At 62.9% G+C, this 17,471-nt stretch carries 14 protein-coding genes; 10 read left to right on the top strand and 4 right to left on the bottom strand.

The features are described from left to right. Positions 1–606: 606 nt before the first annotated feature. The 3 genes from B5V02_RS17060 to B5V02_RS17070 all read right to left on the bottom strand — a co-directional run bounded on the left by B5V02_RS17060 (position 607) and on the right by B5V02_RS17070 (position 4,635). Complete coding sequence (locus B5V02_RS17060) at positions 607–1,599, bottom strand: transporter substrate-binding domain-containing protein (protein ID WP_342633862.1); 993 nt, start codon at positions 1,597–1,599, stop codon at positions 607–609. Positions 1,600–2,037: 438 nt separating this feature from the next. Further along, positions 2,038–3,219: an MFS transporter gene (locus B5V02_RS17065; RefSeq protein WP_111545257.1), complete on the bottom strand. Its 1,182-nt coding sequence runs from the start codon at positions 3,217–3,219 to the stop codon at positions 2,038–2,040. Positions 3,220–3,240: 21 nt separating this feature from the next. After that, positions 3,241–4,635: an FAD-binding oxidoreductase gene (locus tag B5V02_RS17070; protein ID WP_208647084.1), complete on the bottom strand. Its 1,395-nt coding sequence runs from the start codon at positions 4,633–4,635 to the stop codon at positions 3,241–3,243. A 108-nt stretch (positions 4,636–4,743) separates the two neighbouring features. Between B5V02_RS17070 and B5V02_RS17075 the strand changes: the two genes are divergently transcribed. The 3 genes from B5V02_RS17075 to B5V02_RS17085 all read left to right on the top strand — a co-directional run bounded on the left by B5V02_RS17075 (position 4,744) and on the right by B5V02_RS17085 (position 7,720). After that, on the top strand, positions 4,744–5,649 hold the full coding sequence (locus B5V02_RS17075; protein ID WP_111545259.1) for a LysR substrate-binding domain-containing protein: 906 nt from the start codon (positions 4,744–4,746) through the stop codon (positions 5,647–5,649). 238 nt (positions 5,650–5,887) lie between these two features. Then, positions 5,888–6,679 (top strand): class I SAM-dependent methyltransferase, encoded by a 792-nt coding sequence (locus B5V02_RS17080; RefSeq protein ID WP_111545260.1) that lies wholly within the window; start codon positions 5,888–5,890, stop codon positions 6,677–6,679. A 276-nt stretch (positions 6,680–6,955) separates the two neighbouring features. Then, a complete protein-coding gene (locus tag B5V02_RS17085) occupies positions 6,956–7,720 on the top strand; it encodes an SDR family NAD(P)-dependent oxidoreductase (protein ID WP_111545457.1) in 765 nt (254 codons plus the stop codon). 685 nt (positions 7,721–8,405) lie between these two features. Here the strand turns inward: B5V02_RS17085 and B5V02_RS17090 are convergent. Continuing rightward, complete coding sequence (locus B5V02_RS17090) at positions 8,406–9,107, bottom strand: GntR family transcriptional regulator (RefSeq protein WP_111545261.1); 702 nt, start codon at positions 9,105–9,107, stop codon at positions 8,406–8,408. A gap of 305 nt (positions 9,108–9,412) precedes the next feature. On the opposite strand from B5V02_RS17090, the gene B5V02_RS17095 reads away from it, so the two are divergent. The 7 genes from B5V02_RS17095 to B5V02_RS17125 all read left to right on the top strand — a co-directional run bounded on the left by B5V02_RS17095 (position 9,413) and on the right by B5V02_RS17125 (position 17,456). Then, positions 9,413–10,384: an ABC transporter substrate-binding protein gene (locus B5V02_RS17095; RefSeq protein WP_245445945.1), complete on the top strand. Its 972-nt coding sequence runs from the start codon at positions 9,413–9,415 to the stop codon at positions 10,382–10,384. A gap of 81 nt (positions 10,385–10,465) precedes the next feature. Beyond that, complete coding sequence (locus B5V02_RS17100) at positions 10,466–11,551, top strand: ABC transporter ATP-binding protein (protein WP_111545262.1); 1,086 nt, start codon at positions 10,466–10,468, stop codon at positions 11,549–11,551. Then, positions 11,548–12,462: an ABC transporter permease gene (locus B5V02_RS17105; RefSeq protein ID WP_111545263.1), complete on the top strand. Its 915-nt coding sequence runs from the start codon at positions 11,548–11,550 to the stop codon at positions 12,460–12,462. The genes B5V02_RS17100 and B5V02_RS17105 overlap by 4 nt, the downstream gene beginning before the upstream one ends. Further along, positions 12,459–13,259, top strand: a complete 801-nt coding sequence (locus B5V02_RS17110) for an ABC transporter permease (protein ID WP_111545458.1) — start codon at positions 12,459–12,461, stop codon at positions 13,257–13,259. The genes B5V02_RS17105 and B5V02_RS17110 overlap by 4 nt, the downstream gene beginning before the upstream one ends. A 30-nt stretch (positions 13,260–13,289) precedes the next feature. Further along, on the top strand, positions 13,290–14,876 hold the full coding sequence (ggt, locus tag B5V02_RS17115; RefSeq protein WP_111545264.1) for a gamma-glutamyltransferase: 1,587 nt from the start codon (positions 13,290–13,292) through the stop codon (positions 14,874–14,876). A 70-nt stretch (positions 14,877–14,946) separates the two neighbouring features. Further along, on the top strand, positions 14,947–16,473 hold the full coding sequence (locus B5V02_RS17120; RefSeq protein WP_111545459.1) for an acyl--CoA ligase: 1,527 nt from the start codon (positions 14,947–14,949) through the stop codon (positions 16,471–16,473). 2 nt (positions 16,474–16,475) lie between these two features. Further along, positions 16,476–17,456 (top strand): 2-dehydropantoate 2-reductase, encoded by a 981-nt coding sequence (locus tag B5V02_RS17125; protein ID WP_111545265.1) that lies wholly within the window; start codon positions 16,476–16,478, stop codon positions 17,454–17,456. Positions 17,457–17,471 lie beyond the last annotated feature (15 nt).

Below are 17,471 nucleotides of genomic sequence, written 5' to 3' on the forward strand. Positions count from 1 at the left end.
TAGTCCGGCAAGACCCATGCAGACCGCCTTTCCGATGGCGGCAGTGAAGACAGTGGACCGAATTCTTCGAGTGCTGGTCATCTCACCACTTCCTCCTCAGTTTGCTCCACCGTCCAATCTGGAGTTCGCAATTGCACGAGCCAAAGGTTTTGCGGTCTTCACACTCGGCCGGGAGTCGCGCTCGCTTTGGTTGTCTCACATCGATGCCGTCTCTGCGCAGCACAATCGACCTGCGGCCACTTCAGTCGATGCTTCCGTCTCGTTTCCGGACGATAGCGTCCCCTAGTTGTCTTGGCATTGGCTTAGAATTCCAAAGCTGTGCCTCGCGTCCTAAATCGGATGACATTTCTCCGATGAACGAAGGTCAGGTCTTGGCGGCCACATTGCATCGGGAGCGACCCGCTTCGGGACCCACTTGCGATCTTCTCGGAGGTCGTCGTTCCGTCTGCTTTGGGTAGCCTCGGTCTTAGATGCGGCTGAGAGGACGTTTGTTTGCGTCCCGCATCGCTTCAGCGCTCATGGTGACTCGCCGAAATACTTGGCATGCAACTGCTCCACGAGCCCGCGCTCATGTGCGCCCAGAATTTCGACCGTCAGCCGTCTGGTCTAGGGACTGTTGCGCGCAAGACCGAAGCCGTACTTGTCCGGCTCGAAAAGGCCTCCGATGACACTGACCCGTTCTTCGGGGTGCGTATGCGCGTAATATTCGAGCACGGGCGCATCGCCGATGATCGCGTCGATGCTGCCGTCACGCAAAGCCGCTACCGCTTCCTCGATGTTCGGGAACGATTGCCGGTCGAAACCGGAGTTGCGGGCAAAATCCTCTGACACACTGCCGGTGAATACCCCGACCGACTTGCCGGGAAGATCGGCAAGGCTGTTGACCTGGTTGGTCAATGAGAGGGTGGTCATCACGCTCGTTACGGATGAGGTGACATAGGCGAGCACAGCAATCCCGAATATTAGCCACAAGCCCTGCCATACCCGTCCGATCCAACCGAAAACATTCTTTCGGCCGGATGCTTTGCCTGCGGCAACTGACATGATCGAGAAGAAGCTCTCCGCTATTCCGTCACGCCATCGACGCGGAAAGGCGGGATCGAACTTCCGGTCGAAGATGGTCAGCGATACGGTCGCCACCGCGATGACAAAGGCGAGCCACGCATAGGCGCGAAGGAAGCCTGCGTCCCTTAAACCCGCCATAACATCCAGGAATCCTGTGCCTTGATGCTCGTTGACCATGATCCTCTGTCCGGCATCGAACCACGGATGAATGAAATCGATCCGCTGCGCCCGGCCTTGTGTAATGGTGAGATTGGTGACGGCAACGTCGATCTCGCCGTTTGCCGCGGCGTCGATCAGGGCACTCACCGTCGGGTAGGGGCGGTACTGGCTTTGCAAGCCCTGCGATGCCGCGATCGACTCCCAGAGTTCGACCGCCATTCCGGTGAACCTACCTTGCTCCTGTATGACAAATGGCGGGCCGAGATAGAGGCCGACGCTGACTGGCTGTTTGGCTTGAGGCGTTTCCTGCGCAAGTGGACTGCTTACGGCCAGCAGGCTGAATAACAGGGCTACGCAGAGAGCGTTCCTTGACATGAAAGAGTTCCCGCCTGCGGAAGCATTGACGAAATCGTCCCCTCCGGCCTTTCCCGAGACAATGGCCTGAGAGAACGCGCCTTACCGAATCTATGACAAGCTTCATGGGTGTGCGATCTGAAATCCTGAATTTGTGTCCCGTTTCCGATAGATACCGTCTAGCTTGGGAGGAGACAGCGAAGCGATCTGTGTCGATGCGACCTCGCTCCAGCACTCTATGACGCAAGCCGCGCTGCGTCAGCGCATGACTGACGCCTAGCCCCGCCCAACCGGCACCGATGACGACGGCATAAGAATGTCCGTTCCGCTCGTCATTGCGCTCCCCTCTGATTGTCACCCTATTGACCTTTGTGAAATCAGTAAATGGTCCGCTTTCTAGTACGGCGTTGCTCTCGCACATGACAAAATCGAAGACGACAGCACTTGGCGAGGCGATGACTAAGATGTCGCGTCTCGTGTAAGCCGCGCCTCTGGGAGGCGGCTGATCAGGTGGAATGACCAGAGGAGAAGAGGGCAAAGGAGGAGCGCGGCAGCGCCGAAATCGAGCGCGGCGGCCGCGGTGCCGGCCCAGGTTGCAAGTTTGCCGCCGATCGCCGGCCCAGCCAGCATGCCGGCATAGTAGACGGTGTAGAACACCCCCATCCCGATCGAGCGCGTCTTCTGACTGAGCACGCGCGTCGGCAAGCTCATGATCGCGCCGGCAGGCAAGCCGCCTGCGATCCCCATGGCAACGATGAGGGGCAGCACTGGTCCGCTTCGCGACAGAAGAAGCATCAGGAATGCAAAGCCCACACAACCCGTGGCGAGAACCGCTCCGCTGCGTTTGGTTCGATCCGTCAGGAAGCCACCCAGGGGGACCGAAAGCGTGGCCAGCCAAAGCACGACGCTGATCGTCGATCCCGCCGCAGAGTTGGGCCACCCGCGCTCGACGAGCATCGACGGACCGAAGCTGAAGACCATTGCAAAGCCGACATTGTAGAGGCACCAGATCAGGCCGGCGGCGATGAGGGCATAGGTTGTCCCGGCCGAAATGCCCGAGCGTTCGACGCCACCGGCGGGCGATACCTCCGGGGTGCGATAGATGAAGGTCATCAGGCCGATGCCGACGATGACCAGGACCGAAACGGCAATGCCCACGGCGGCCACCCCGAATGTCGTTCCGATTGCCGGCAGCAGCATGAGAGCGATAGCGATGCCCGCTGGCCACGAGTTGATGTAGATGGCCATGGCGGTTGCGATTTCCCGGCCGGCAAACCAGTCGGCGACCATCTTGGTCATCAGGACGTTCAGGAGAACGCCGCCAGTGCCGCTTATCAATCGGCCGCCGATCTGCAGGCCCCAGAACGGCGATGCAGCCATCAGCATTTCACCCGCCAGCATCATCAGGAGGCCGACGAGAACGGTCGCCTTGTCGCCATAGCGCTGGCCGATGGTCGCGCCAGGCAGGGCCAATGCGACTCCCGGTGCAAGATAGAGGCCGATTAGAATACCGATGTCGGCCAGGCTCGCACCGACGCTATCGCTGATAAGAGGCGCGACGGCGCCGACGCTCTGAAACTGAAACGCCATCGCGGCGCGGGCGACAAACAGGACAGCAAGGATCGTCCAGCGACTGCGCACGGTTCCCCCCGATATTCCGAACTATTCGGGCCTGATATTCTGGTTCAGTCGGAAGAAATTGGTTGGGTCGTATTGCTTCTTGATCGCGGCGAGGCGTGCATAATTGCCACCGTAAGCATCACGCACGCGCTCGTCACCCTCATCACCAAGATTGTTGGCATAGACACCGCCGGTGGAGAATGGCCTGACCGCATTCCACAGGTCACGTGCCCAACCGATATTCACCTCATCATCGACCGGATTGTCCCAGACAGCGATCGGAAAGCAGTCAAAGGCCGCATCGCGATTGGCGTAGGGCGAGTGTGACGCAGGCACACGAGCGATGGCTCCGCCGACTTGCTGGAAAACCAGCAGGGACGAGCGATTGGGAGCCTTCGCGTAACTGTCGAGCAGCGCGTCGATCGCGCCGTCGCTGATCTCACGCAGGAACTGCGCCTTCCAGTAATAGCGTCGCCCGCGTGGAAAGAGGCTATCGCCCGCCGATTGAATCTGAAGATAAGGAACGGCCTGAAGGCGGCTTTCGATGGGGGATCCGAATTTCATCAGCGGCGCGATGACAGGTTCGCCCGCTTCGGGTGACCCGACATAGCAAGCCGAGATGCTGAAGGCTCGGTCGCCCGAGGGCAGCGTGACGAGAGCGGCATCGACGCTCACCTCGTCCGGGGCGTCACGGGAGAATTTTTCGTAAAACCGCATGGCCTCGCGCGCCTGATTGTAGGCGTGAAGCACCGAGCCTACGAGAAGCGTCGGGCCGAGCGGGTGCAGCCGGTATTCGAACGCCGTCACTATGCCGAAATTGCCCCCGCCCCCTCGCAAGGCCCAGAACAGTTCGGGATGCTCGCTGGCGCTTGTTCGCAACAGCCGTCCGTCGGCCGTGACAATTTCAGCCGCGATCAAATTATCGCAGCTCAGGCCGTGCTTTCGTCCGAGCTTGCCGAAGCCTCCACCGAGCGTGAGGCCGGCAATACCAGTGTCGCTGTTGACGCCCATGGTCGTCGCAAGGCCGTGGGCCTGCGTGGCCGCGTCGAACTCGCCGAGGGTCAGACCAGCTTCGGCCCTGGCGATGCGGCGCTCGGGATCGACTGCGATCTTCTTCATGCGGGATAGATCGATCACCATCCCATCGTCGCAGACGGACAGACCGGCGACGTTGTGGCCGCCGCTGCGAACTGCCACCAGACAGCCTTGTGACCTGGCATAGGTCACGGCATGGACGACGTCATCAGGATCGGCGCAAAAGGCAATTGCAGCAGGGCGTTTGTCGATCGCCCCGTTCCAGACCCCGCGCGCCTGGTCGTAGGTAGCGTCCGTCGGCAACACCAGTTCGCCCCGTAAGCCTTGCCGTAGCTGTTCAATCGCCGCACTCGGAGAATGGGATCGGCCCAATAGCGCTTCGGTCTGTCGTGGAATCTCCATCGGTATCGCCCTCGGTTCTGGCAGGACTATGGTCTCACAGAGATGCAACCTTCTGCAAAAGCGAAATTCTTAGCTGCTAGATGAGAGGAATTCATCTACTCTGCCGGCATGAGAAACTGTCCGCCCCTCCGCGCTTTGCACGCCTTCGAGGCCGCCGCTCGGCACGGCAGCTTCAAGGCCGCAGCGGCGGAACTCGGCGTGACGCCGACAGCGATCAGCCACCAAGTCCGCTTGTTGGAAGAGATATGCGGTCGCAAGCTGTTCCAGCGCCGACCGCGCCCGCTCGTGCTGACGGGTGCGGGAGCGCGACTGTTTCCTATCCTCCGCAACGGCTTTGATCTTCTGTCTGGCTCCCTTGCAGCAGTCGCCGAGCCGGATTTTCAAGCGCCATTGCGGGTGACAAGCCCAAACGCTTTCGCGAGTCGATGGCTGGTGCCTCGGTTGCCGAAATGGCGAGAGGCCAACCCGGCCGTACCACTGGATATTATCGGGACGGACGCAGTACTCGATCTACGCGCTGGCGCCGCAGATGTGGCGATCCGCTACACACGTCGCCCGCCTTTGGGCTTTGCCACGCAGGAGATATGTCGCGATTCCTTCTTTCCCATTTGCAGTCCCCGACTATTGGCAAGCGACGGGCGAACGATTGAGCGTGCTGCTGATCTTCTGCGTTATCCGTTGATCCATTTTGACTGGATGAACCGGGATCCGGACGCTCCCACCTGGCCCCGGTGGCTAGCGACGGCCCGTTCAATCGATCCAGACCTAATCCCACACAAAGCTTGGGATTTGAGCTTCCGCGAGGAACTGCATGCGATCGATGCGGTTGTCGCCGGGCAAGGCATTGCGATCTGTAGTGACGTCGTGGTTGGCCGTGAACTGGAAAACGGCTCGCTCGTCAAAGCGCATCAATTGTCCTTGCCGGGCTACAGTTTTTATATCGTATGGATGCCCCACAGTCCGAGATCCGCGGTGATAGAGGCCTTCCTGGGGTGGATGAGAACCGTCGCATGAGACTGTCGAACCTGGCTGAGGCGCGCAGGGGTTTGGCTCTTAAGAGGATGGCGCCATGGCAGCGAAGATAAATGCGACGTCGCTGCTTCATGGCTCACACTCCACCTTTCAGAAAGACTAGTGTGTTGCGTTCACCGGTTGAGCCCACCGCGCGAAGCGGACGGCGTTGGAGTGAGCGTCGCGCGCTGTACCGTGGTAGCATTGGTGGTGAGGTTACTCTTGGCAGTGGGATCAGAGCATGGCCGAGATCAAGTACAACAGCACGGCTGCAGGCGGCTACGATCAAGGGTTTGCCCGCGTGTCGACGCATTTCATCCCTTACCTGCTTCGGGCCGGACGTGTAGCGGTTGGCCAACGGGTACTCGATATCGCAACGGGCACTGGTCTCATCGCCAATGCGGCTCTTGCCGCTGTTGGGCCAGACGGCCACGTGACAGCGGCAGACCTTTCGCCCAACATGGTGGACCAGGCACGGCGGCGCTTGGGAGAAGTATCAAATGTCGCGGTCAGGGTAGAAGACGGCCAAGCATTGAGCTTCCCCGATGGTAGTTTCGATACCGTGCTGTGCAGCCTGGGATTGATGTTTTTCCCGGATCCGGCGTCGGGAATTGGCGAATTTCGTCGAGTGCTTCGTCGGGGCGGCCGCGTCGCGGTGTCCGTTAACACGGTTCCAGAGCGCTCCTATAACACTCGAATTCACGTGATGATTGCGCGCCATGTGCCAAGCCTCGCGCCCGCCGCCGCTCGCCTGTTCTCACTTGGGGATGAAACACGATTGCGAAGCCTCTTCGAGAATGCCGGCTTCGAGGACATTGAAATATCGACGCACTCGCATCGCTTCCCGGTGGAATCGTTCGACGCTTACTTCGAGCACATTGAGCGGGGTTGGGGCTCCGCCGGGGAGGCATTCGTGGCGCTTCCGGAAGCCCTGCGCCATCTGATCCGCGAGCAGGTCCGAAGCGATGTCGGTGACAGAGTCGGACCGATTGAAATCGAGGTGGAGTTCAGGTTTGCCAGCGGACGGAAGTAAACGACCGACGTCTATTTCAGAAGGTGACCGCTGTAGAGGGTTACCGGACCACCTGCGATATCGGGGAGGTCCACGATGCGCCGTGCAAGATCGCAGAGCGTCGCAGACTTACCGATTGGAGCGCATCGCGGGCTGCGGCATCATAGGAGAATCGCGAAGGAGTAGCGCCCATCTTCATCGGCCGTGGCGCGCCAAAACCATTCATGGATTATGGTTCGTTGATTGCGACCGCTGCTGTCCGACTGCGCGGACAGGCGGAAACCAGCGGAGCCTGATTTGACCCATCCCCCTACCAGCATCAAGCGCGCTTTGATCACCGGGGCCGGGGCCGCCGACGGCATCGGCTTTGCCATTGCGCGGCAGCTCGGCCGTGCCGGCCATGCCGTTGTTCTCACCGGCGCCAGCGCGCGTGTGCTCGATCGCGCCGCCGAGCTTTGCGTCGAAGGCATCGATGCCGCTGCCGCGGTCGCCGATCTCACCATCGCTGCCGACGTCGCGCTGCTGCGGGCGAGCGTCGGCGCCGTCGATATCCTGGTCAACAATGCCGGCATGGGTTCGCTGGCATCGCCATCGGTCGACAAGGCGTTCCTCTCGATGACCGAGGCCGACTGGGACCAAGGCATCGACGTCAGCCTGAAGACGGCGTTTCTGGCCACCCGTGCGTTTCTGCCGGCGATGGTCGAAGCGGGCTATGGGCGCATCATCAATGTGGCGTCGGTCACCGGGCCGCTGGTGTCTTTCGAAGGAACGGCTGCCTATTCCGCCGCCAAGGCCGGAATGGTCGGCCTGACCCGCACGCTGGCGCTCGAAGTGGCGAGACACGGCATCACCGCCAACGCCGTGGCCCCTGGCTGGATCGAAACGGGTTCGTCGAGCGAGATGGAACGGATGGCGGCCCTGCATACGCCGCCAGCGCGGGCCGGCCGACCGGATGAAGTGGCCGCAGCGGTGGTGTTCCTGGCATCGGAAGGCGCCAGCTATGTCAACGGCGCCCTGCTGGTGGTCGACGGCGGCAACAGCCTTCAGGAGCGCAAGGGCTGAAGGCCCAAAGGCGCTTCGCCGGAACGAAACGAGGCAGCGTGTCCTTTCGACAGGCCCCGTCCTTAGAATTCGGTGCATAACACCCCATCGATGCCCATTAGTTCTTGCTGATATACCCTTCGCAGCGATAGCGTCCGTTGGGGCTTTCAGCAGGCGAAATGCTTAATCGGATCGTAGCTTCCACCACGTCGCGCCAATTCAACTTTCTTGTTCCCGATGACGTCACTGACGCTATCGCTGGATATATCGACTCCTCTGCCCCCGGACGCATCATCTCGACCTTTTCGGCAGTTCAGTCCGTGCGAGATAAAGTCCCTGATTGCGAGCTGTCGGACGATCAGCTTGAGCGGTGCGCTGTATTGGCTGCAGTCAACGAAGGCCTGGCGGTCCACTTCGATCGGCGAGGACGCCAGCCGGATCCATATTCGTCGCTAAGCAGGAGCCACTGGCACCTCGTGCCGATTTGGAAAACCAGGACGCGACTGGCGGTCATGTCATTCCAGCGGCCGAATGCAGCCGGCCCCGCCGGCCGTACCCCTCCGCCCGTTATCGTTGGCCGGCCGCAGGTCCGGCCGCAGCGCATAGAACTCAGCCCATGACAGGCGCCGGCCGCTAAGGCGTTCGAATTTCTTCGAGCGTGCCAAAGAAGGCCCTGCCAGGCGCTTCATCCCGTCAGCCGGCGTGTTCAGGACGCCTTGGCGAGGAAATTCTGGTAATCCGACTTGGCCTGCAGCAGGCGCAGCACATTGTCTCGCGATCCCCGCACATGGGCGCGCGCCAGCGTACCGGCTCGGCTGGCGTCACCGGCACAGATGGCGTCGACGATTTCGGCATGCTCGTCGCGGGCGATCTTCCATTCGTCCAGCCACAACAATTCGGTCCAGACATAGTGCTGGCACTTGTCGAGGATGCCGCACAGCATGCCGTGCAGCATCACATTGCCGCTGATTTCGGCGATGACGCGATGCAGGTCGATGCCGACCTCGAGCTCCTGGAATTTCTCCCTGGTGGTGCGATCCGGAATGGCGGCCAGCCGCTCGCACTCGGCCAGCATGGCGCGCAGCCGCGCCTTGTCCTGCTCGGTCGCGGTGGCCGCGGCCAGCTCCGTCGCATGGCCATCGAGCAGTTCGCGGATCTCGAAGGCCTCTCGGAACATGTTGATGTCGAACTCGGTGACGACATAGCCCTGGCGCGGCCTGCCAGTGACCAGGCCGTCGCGCTCGAGGCGGTTGAAGGCCTCGCGCACCGGCGTGCGGCTGACATTCAGCTTCACCGCGATGTCGTTCTCGGTGACGCGCGAGCCCGGCGGAATCTGGCCGGTCACGATCATCGCCTTGAGCGAGGAGTAGACCGAGTCGCGCAGCGTATTTTTGGTTTCCTTGGCCAAGGTCCCGTTCCCAGTTCTCCGGTTTTCCAGCCGGAACACGCATAGCTGTAGTCGCAGTCGGCGCAATTTGCCACGCCCCGGCGAAGCCATCCCCTCACCAGCTTGTCCGCTCGACACGCATGAATTCGATCGCGCCGGCCGCTGTTGACAACATCGATCGCTAGGTTACACTCAAAATTGTATACAAAATAGCATGCGAAATCAAAAATAATGGGAACACCGGTTGGAGAGCCGAAAATGAACAGGATCAGAAGCGTTAGCGTTGTTGCGGTTGCCGCCCTCATGGCGTCGCTCGCACCCCCGCCATGGCGGGCGATACCATCACCGTCGCCTCATGGGGCGGCACCTACCAGGAGGCGCAGACCAAGGCGTTCTTCAAGCCGACCGCCGACGCGCTCGGCATCACCATCAGGGAAGACACCACCAATGGCCTCGACGACGTCCGGCTGCAGGTGACCGGCAATGCCGTCAAATGGGACATCACCGAGCTTGGCGCCGACGAATGCGCGCGCGGCTCGAAGGAAGGCCTGTTCGAAAAACTCGACTATGGCATCATCGACAAGAGCGGCATCAACCCCAAGCTGGTCCATGACGACTGGGTCGGCATTTCCTACACGTCGGTCGTGCTCATCTATCGAACCGATGTCTTTGGCGACAAAGGGCCGAAGACTTGGGCCGATTTCTGGAACGTCGAGAAGTTTCCGGGACGGCGTGCGCTGAGCGGCAGCCAGGCGACCGAAACGCTGAGCGTCGCGGCACTGGCCGAAGGCATTCCGATCGACAAGGTCTATCCGGTCGATATCGACGGCGCGCTGAAATCCGTCGACAAGATCCGTGGCCATGTCGATGCCTGGTGGACCTCCGGCGCCCAGGCCATGCAGCTGGTCAAGGACGGCGAAGTCGACATGGCGAGCATCTGGAACGGCCGCGCCGGTACCTTGAAGAAGGAAGGCGCGCCGGTCAGCTTCTCGTTCGACCAGGGTGTTCTCACCGCCGACTGCATGGTCATTCCCAAGGGCGCCAAGAACAAGGATGCCGCGATGAAGGCGCTGGCGATGTTCGTCAGCCCGCAGCTGCAGGCCAATCTGCCGCTCTATGTCGACAACGGACCGGTGAACGAAAAGGCTTTCGAGACCGGCAAGATCCCGCAGGACAGGATCAAGGACATCAATTCGTCGCCCGAAAACGTCAAGACGCAGGTGCTGCAGGACGCCGAGTTCTGGCGCGACACGCTGGTCGAGGCGACGGAAAAATTCAACAATCTGATCCAGCAATAGGCTGCGGCCGCAACCCAAACCACGGCAGGGCGGCGCAACCGCTCGCCCTGCTTCCGCCGCTCAGCCCAGGAGACGACGATCTTGTCCATTGCGCCATCCGCGCTGCCGATCAGCATGCGCCGGATCGAGAAACGATTTGGCAGCGTAGCAGTGCTGCGCGACCTCAACCTCGATGTCGAGGCTGGTGAATTCCTGACGCTGCTGGGGCCTTCCGGCTCCGGAAAGACGACGCTGCTGATGATCCTGGCCGGCTTTGTGCGCGCCAATGCCGGCAGCATCAGGGTTGGCGATGACGAGATCATCACCACGCCGCCGCACAAGCGCAACATCGGCATGGTGTTCCAGAACTATGCGCTGTTTCCGCATATGAACGTCTTCCACAACATCGCCTTTCCGCTGAAGCAGCGGGGCGTTGCGGCCGCAGAGACGGCTGAACGCGTCGAGAAGGCGCTGGATCTGGTCAAGCTGCAGGGCCTGGGCGAGCGCCGGGTCGACCAGCTCTCCGGCGGCCAGCGCCAGCGCGTGGCGCTGGCGCGCGCCATCGTGTTCGAGCCACGCATCGTGCTGATGGACGAACCCTTGTCGGCGCTCGACAAGGGCCTGCGCGAGCATATGCAGATCGAGCTGCGCAGCCTGCACCGGCGGCTTGGCATGACCACGGTCTATGTCACGCATGACCAGCGTGAAGCCATCACCATGTCGGACCGCATTGCGGTGATGAACGGCGGACGCATCGAACAGCTCGATAAGCCGGAAACCCTCTACGCCACGCCGCAGACGCGGTTTGTCGCCGGCTTCATCGGCGAATCGAACTTCATTCCGGTCGAATGCCACAATGGTTCGGTCTGGTACGAGGGCAGGAGAATCCACACCGCGGCACCGGCGCCGGCATCGGGCCAGCACCTGATGGTGGTGCGGCCGGAAAAGCTGCGGCTGCTGGCAAATGCCGAACCGGCAAGCGGCGTCAATGTGCTCGACGCGACGCTCAGTGACATCATCTACCAGGGCGACAGTTTCGTCTGCTACGCGGTGCTGCGCGATGGCCGCCAGCTGACGCTGCGCGACTATTGCCGCAGTGACGTGCTGGCCAGAATGCCGGCTCCGGGCCAGCCGATCAGCCTCGGCCTCGATGCGCAGGACACGATCCTGGTGGCATCAGACGGATGAGCGCGCAATCCGCCTTCCACGAATCTGCCGGCACCAATCTCAACGCGCAGTCGCTGCGCGCCGACGCCCGGCGCGAGTCGTTGCGGTTGCTGGCGCTGCTGGCGCCAAGCCTGTTCCTGGTCTTCGCCATCACCATCGTGCCGATCGGCTGGCTGTTCTGGCTGTCGCTGTTCGACGAGGCCGGCGCCTTCAGCGCCGCCAATTATGCGCGCTTCTTCGAGCAGGCCTCCTACATCAAGACCTTCGTCACCACCTTCAAGGTCGCCTTCATCGTCACCGGCGCCTGCGTCCTGCTCGGCTATCCCCTGGCCTATATGCTGTCGCAACTGACGCGCCGGGCGGCGTCGATCTGCCTGATCTTCGTCATCCTGCCGTTCTGGACATCGGTTCTGGTGCGCACTTATGCCTGGCTGGTGATCCTGCAGCGCAAGGGCCTGATCAACAGCTGGCTGATCGACCTCGGCGTGATCAGCCAGCCGCTGTCGCTCGCCAACAATCTGTCGGGCGTCGTCATCGGCATGACGCACATCCTGCTGCCGTTCCTGGTGCTGCCGCTTTACGCCTCGATGAAGACCATCGACACCGACTGCCTGCGCGCCGGGATGAACCTTGGCGCCGGTCCGGCCGCCACCTTCCGGCAGATCTTCTTTCCGCTGTCGCTGCCCGGCCTCGCCTCGGGCGTGGTCATCGTCTTCGTGCTTTGCCTGGGGTTCTTCGTCACGCCGGCGCTGATGGGCGGCGGCAAGGTGATCATGTGGGCGATGCGCATGGAACAGACCACCAGCCTCTATTCGAACTGGGGCGCCGGAGCGGCACTCGGCGTGGTGCTGCTGGTGGTCACGCTGGCGCTTCTCGGCCTGTTCCAGTGGCTGCTCGGCGCGCGCGCCACCGGTGTATGGAGTTCGCGATGAGCGAGGATATCGGCCTGCCGATTTCGCACCGGCAACGTCTGTGGCTCTATGCGCTCAGCGGCCTCGTGCTGTTGTTCCTGATCGCGCCATCGATCATCATCGTCATCATGTCGTTTTCGGATTCGACGCTGCTGCAATTTCCGCCACAGCAATGGTCGCTGCGCTGGTACCAGACCTATTTCCAGTCGCTGGAGTGGCGCGACGCGACGATCGTCTCGGTCAAGGTGGCGATCATGACGACATTGGTGGCGACACCGCTCGGCACTGCCGCCGCCTATGCGATCAACCGGGGCACGCTGCGCTTCAACGGCACCATCAACGCGCTGCTGACAGCGTCGCTGATCATCCCGGTGATCCTGATCGGCATCGGCACCTTCTTCCTCTACGCGCGGATAGGGCTCAACAACACGCTGACCGGCCTGGTCATCGCGCACACCGTGCAAGCCTTGCCGTTGGTGGTGCTGACGGTGCTGTCGGGCTTGCGCTCCTACGACATGAACCAGGAGCGCGTGGCGCGCAGCTTAGGTGCCGGACGAATCGCCGCATTCTGGCAGGTGACCATGCCGCAGATCCGCTTCTCGATCGTCTCCGGCGCGCTGTTCGCCTTCATCACGTCCTTCGACGAAGTGGTGGTTTCGCTGTTCATATCGGGCGGCGAGACGACGACGTTGACGCGCCGCATGTTCAACGCGCTGCGCGACCAGATCGATCCGACGATCGCCGCCATCTCGACATGCCTGATCGTGCTGTCGGTCGTCCTGTTGTCGGTTGCGCAGATATTCGGGCGGCGGCATTGATTTCAAGTGACCATGGGATATCCAGACAGAATGCGTGATTTCCAGTTTCCCGGCCGCTCGCCGGTTCGTGCCACTGAAGCGGTTGCCGCGACGTCGCACCCGCTTTCGACCCTTGCCGCAATCGACATGCTGCGCTCCGGCGGCAACGCCATGGATGCCGCCGTCTGCGCCGCCGCCGTCCAAGGCGTAGTCGAACCGCAATCGACCGGCATCGGTGGCGATTGCTTCGTGCTCTATTGCCCGGCGGGACAAGGCGACGTGCTGGCCTTCAATGGCTCCGGCCGCGCGCCGGCCAAGGCGACGGTCGACTGGTATCTGGAAAAAGGCTTCGACCGCATCCCGCTGCAGGGACCGCACGCTGTCACCGTGCCGGGTGCCGTCGACGCCTGGAGCCGCCTGCTGGAGGACCATGGCCGCAAGGGGCTTGCCGATGCGCTGGCACCGGCCATCCACTACGCCGAGAACGGCTATGTCGTGCATGACCGCGTCGCCTTCGACTGGGCCGAGCCGGAAACCGATCTGTCGGCCGACGAACATGCAGCGCGCATCTTCCTGCCCGGCGGCAAGGCGCCGAAGGCCGGCGATGTCCACCGCCAGCCGGAACTGGCGGCCACCTTGCGGATAATCGCCAGGCACGGCCGCGCCGGATTCTATGAAGGCGCCGTCGCCGACGATATCGTCAGCCGGCTCAATGAACTGGGCGGACTGCATTCGACCGAAGATTTCGCCGCGACCAGAGGCGACTATGTGGCGCCGGTCAGCACCGCCTATGGCGGCCACGACATTCACCAGATGCCGCCGAACAATCAGGGGCTGACGGCGCTTTTGATGCTGAACGTGCTGTCGGGGTTCAAGCTTGGCGGGCTCGATCCCAATGGCGCCGAGCGCCTGCATCTGGAGATCGAAGCCGGACGGCTGGCCTATCGCGACCGCGACCGCTTTATCGGCGACCAGGACCATGTCCCGGTGCCGGTAAAGCAGCTTCTGTCCAGCGCCTATGCCGACCGGCTGCGTGCCGAGATCGATCGCGAGCGTGCCATGACGCATCTGCCGCGCCTCGACCTGCCCGGCAGCGACACGGTCTATATCTCCATCGTCGACCGCGACCGCAATGCGGTCTCCTTCATCAACTCGACCTATTATTCGTTCGGCAGCGGCGTCGTCGGCCCGAAGACCGGTGTCGTGCTGCAGAACCGCGGCTCGAGCTTCCGCCTCGACCCGGCGCACCCGAACGCCATCGCGCCCGGCAAGCGGCCGATGCACACGATCATGCCCGGCATGGCAACCAGGAATGGCCGCGTGGTGATGCCGTTCGGCGTCATGGGCGGCGGTTACCAGCCGTTCGGGCACGTCCATCTGCTGACCAACATGCTCGATTTCGGCATGGACCCGCAGCAGGCGCTGGATGCGCCACGTGTGTTCTACAATGATGATACCGTGGAGGCCGAACGCAACGTGCCCTCCGAGGCAATCGAAGGCCTGCGCCGGCGCGGCCACCGCATAGGCGAGCCGCATCACCCGCTTGGCGGCGGGCAGGTGGTGCTGATCGACTGGGAGAAGGGAACCCTGACCGGCGCCTCCGATCCGCGCAAGGATGGTTTGGCGCTTGGCTATTGATGGCCTCGGCTTTGCCGTGGCATCACAGTCGCGGCTGGATTTTGTCGGATTGGAAAAAGTGTCGGTAATCATGACCAGTATCGGAAATTCTCCTGGGCTTTCGCGCCCACTTGCCGCCGGCGCCGATAATGCTCCGGCGATTTCGGCGCCCGAAAGAACCACGCTGACGCATGGCGGACTGCGCGATCTGATCGCCACCACCGCTGCTGCGCTGCATGCGCGCGGCATCGGCCGTGGCGACAGGGTGGCCATCGTGCTGCCCAACGGACCGGAGATGGCCACCGCTTTCGTCGCGGTGGCAGCCGCGGCCTCGACGGCGCCGCTCAATCCCGCCTACCGGGCCGACGAGCTCGATTTCTACCTCACCGACATCGGTGCCAAGGCGATCCTCGTTGCGCAGGACGAGACCGGCCCCGCAGTGGCGGTTGCCGAGCGTCTCGGCATCGGCGTGCTCCGGCTTGTCGCTTTGCCTGACGCGCCGGCTGGAAGTTTTGCCGTCGAGGGCGCGGCGATCGGGCCGCAGGCTGCGCCTGACATGGCGCAGGACAGCGACATCGCGCTTTTGCTGCACACCTCCGGCACCACGTCGCGGCCCAAGCTGGTGCCGCTCAGCCATGCCAACATCGCGGCCTCTGCCGCCCATATCGGTGCGACGCTCGGCCTGACGGCCAATGATCGCTGCCTCAACATCATGCCGCTGTTCCACATTCACGGCCTGATCGCGGCCGTGCTGTCCTCACTTGCATCGGGCGGCAGCATCTACTGCACGCCGGGCTTCAACGCGCTGCGCTTCTTCCAGTGGCTGAGCGAGGCGCGGCCGAGCTGGTACACGGCGGTGCCGACCATGCACCAGGCGATCCTGCCCCGCGCGGCGCGCAATGCCGAGGTGCTGGCGGCAGCGCGCCTGCGCTTCATCCGCTCGTCCTCGGCATCGCTGCCGGCGCAAGTAATGGCCGAGCTGGAGGCGACCTTCGGCTGCCCGGTGATCGAATCCTACGGGATGACCGAGGCGGCGCACCAGATGGCGTCGAACCGGCTGCCGCCGGGCCAGCGCAAGCCGGGTAGCGTCGGCGCCTCCGCCGGACCGGAGGTGGCGGTGATGGCGCCGGACGGGCGACTGCTCAAAGCCGGTGAAACCGGCGAGATCGTCATTCGCGGACCCAATGTCACGGTGGGCTACGAGAAGAACCCGGACGCCAATGCCACGGCTTTCGCGCATGGCTGGTTCCACACCGGCGACCAGGGCGTGCTGGACGAAGACTTCTATTTGCGCGTCACCGGCCGGCTGAAGGAGATCATCAACCGCGGCGGCGAGAAGATCTCGCCGCTCGAGGTCGACGACGTGCTGATGGACCACCCGGCGGTGGCGCAGGTCGTCACCTTCGCCATGCCGCATGACAAGCTTGGCGAGGAGGTCGCAGCGGCGGTGGTGCTGCGTGAGGGCATGACCGCCAACGAGAGCGATATCCGCGGCTATGCGGCGACGCGGCTCGCCGACTTCAAGGTGCCGCGCAAAGTCCTGATCCTGGACGAGATCCCCAAGGGCGCGACGGGCAAGCTGCAACGCATTGGGCTTGCCGCCAAACTCGGACTTTGACGATGAAGATCACCATCTTTGGCGCCGGTGCTATCGGCGGCTATCTCGCCGCCAAGCTCGCCATGGCCGGCCGGACCGAGCTTTCGATCGTCGCGCGCGGCGCCCACCTCGACGCGATCAAGGCAGATGGGCTGCGCCTGATCGAAGACGGCCAGGAAACGTCGGTCCCCGTCCAGGCCGCCGCGAAAGCCGAGGAGCTTGGCGCCCAGGACTATGTGGTGCTGGCCCTAAAAGCCCATTCCCTCACCCCTGCACTCGACCAGATCGCGCCGCTGCTTGGGCAGGACACCGCCGTCGTCACCATGCAGAACGGCGTGCCGTGGTGGTATTTCCATGACGTCGGCGGGCCGCTCGAAGGCACCAGGTTGAACGCGGTCGATCCCGGCGGCGCGATCTGGCAGCGGATCGGACCGCAGCGCGTCATCGGCTCGGTCGTCTATCCCGCGGTCGAGGTCGACGCGCCCGGCCTCATCCGCCATGTCGAGGGCAAACGCTTCTCGCTCGGCGAACCCTCGGGCGAGCGCAGCGAGCGGGTCACGCGGCTGGCCGAGGAGATGGTCAAGGCCGGGCTGCAGGTGCCGGTCCGCGACGATATCCGCAGCGAGATCTGGGTGAAGCTGTGGGGCAACCTCTCCTTCAATCCGATCTCGGCGCTGACCGGCAGCACGCTGGCGGCGATCGTTGCCGACGAGGCGACCCGTGCGCTTGCCCGCGCCATGATGCTGGAGGCGCAGGCAATCGGTGAAAGTCTCGGCGTGCGTTTTCCCATAGCCGTCGACCGGCGCATCAAGGGCGCCGGCGATGTCGGCGAGCACAAGACCTCGATGCTGCAGGACCTGGAACGCGGCCGGCCGATGGAGATCGACGCGCTGGTGAGTGCGGTGCAGGAACTCGGCCGGCTAACGGACAAGCCGACCCCCACCATCGATGCCGTGCTGGCACTGGTGCGCCGCCTCGCCATCGAGCGCGGCTGTTATTCCTGACGGGACTTAGAGCTT

It is taken from the genome of Mesorhizobium kowhaii, assembly GCF_003253745.1.
GTDB classification, from domain to species: domain Bacteria; phylum Pseudomonadota; class Alphaproteobacteria; order Rhizobiales; family Rhizobiaceae; genus Mesorhizobium; species Mesorhizobium kowhaii.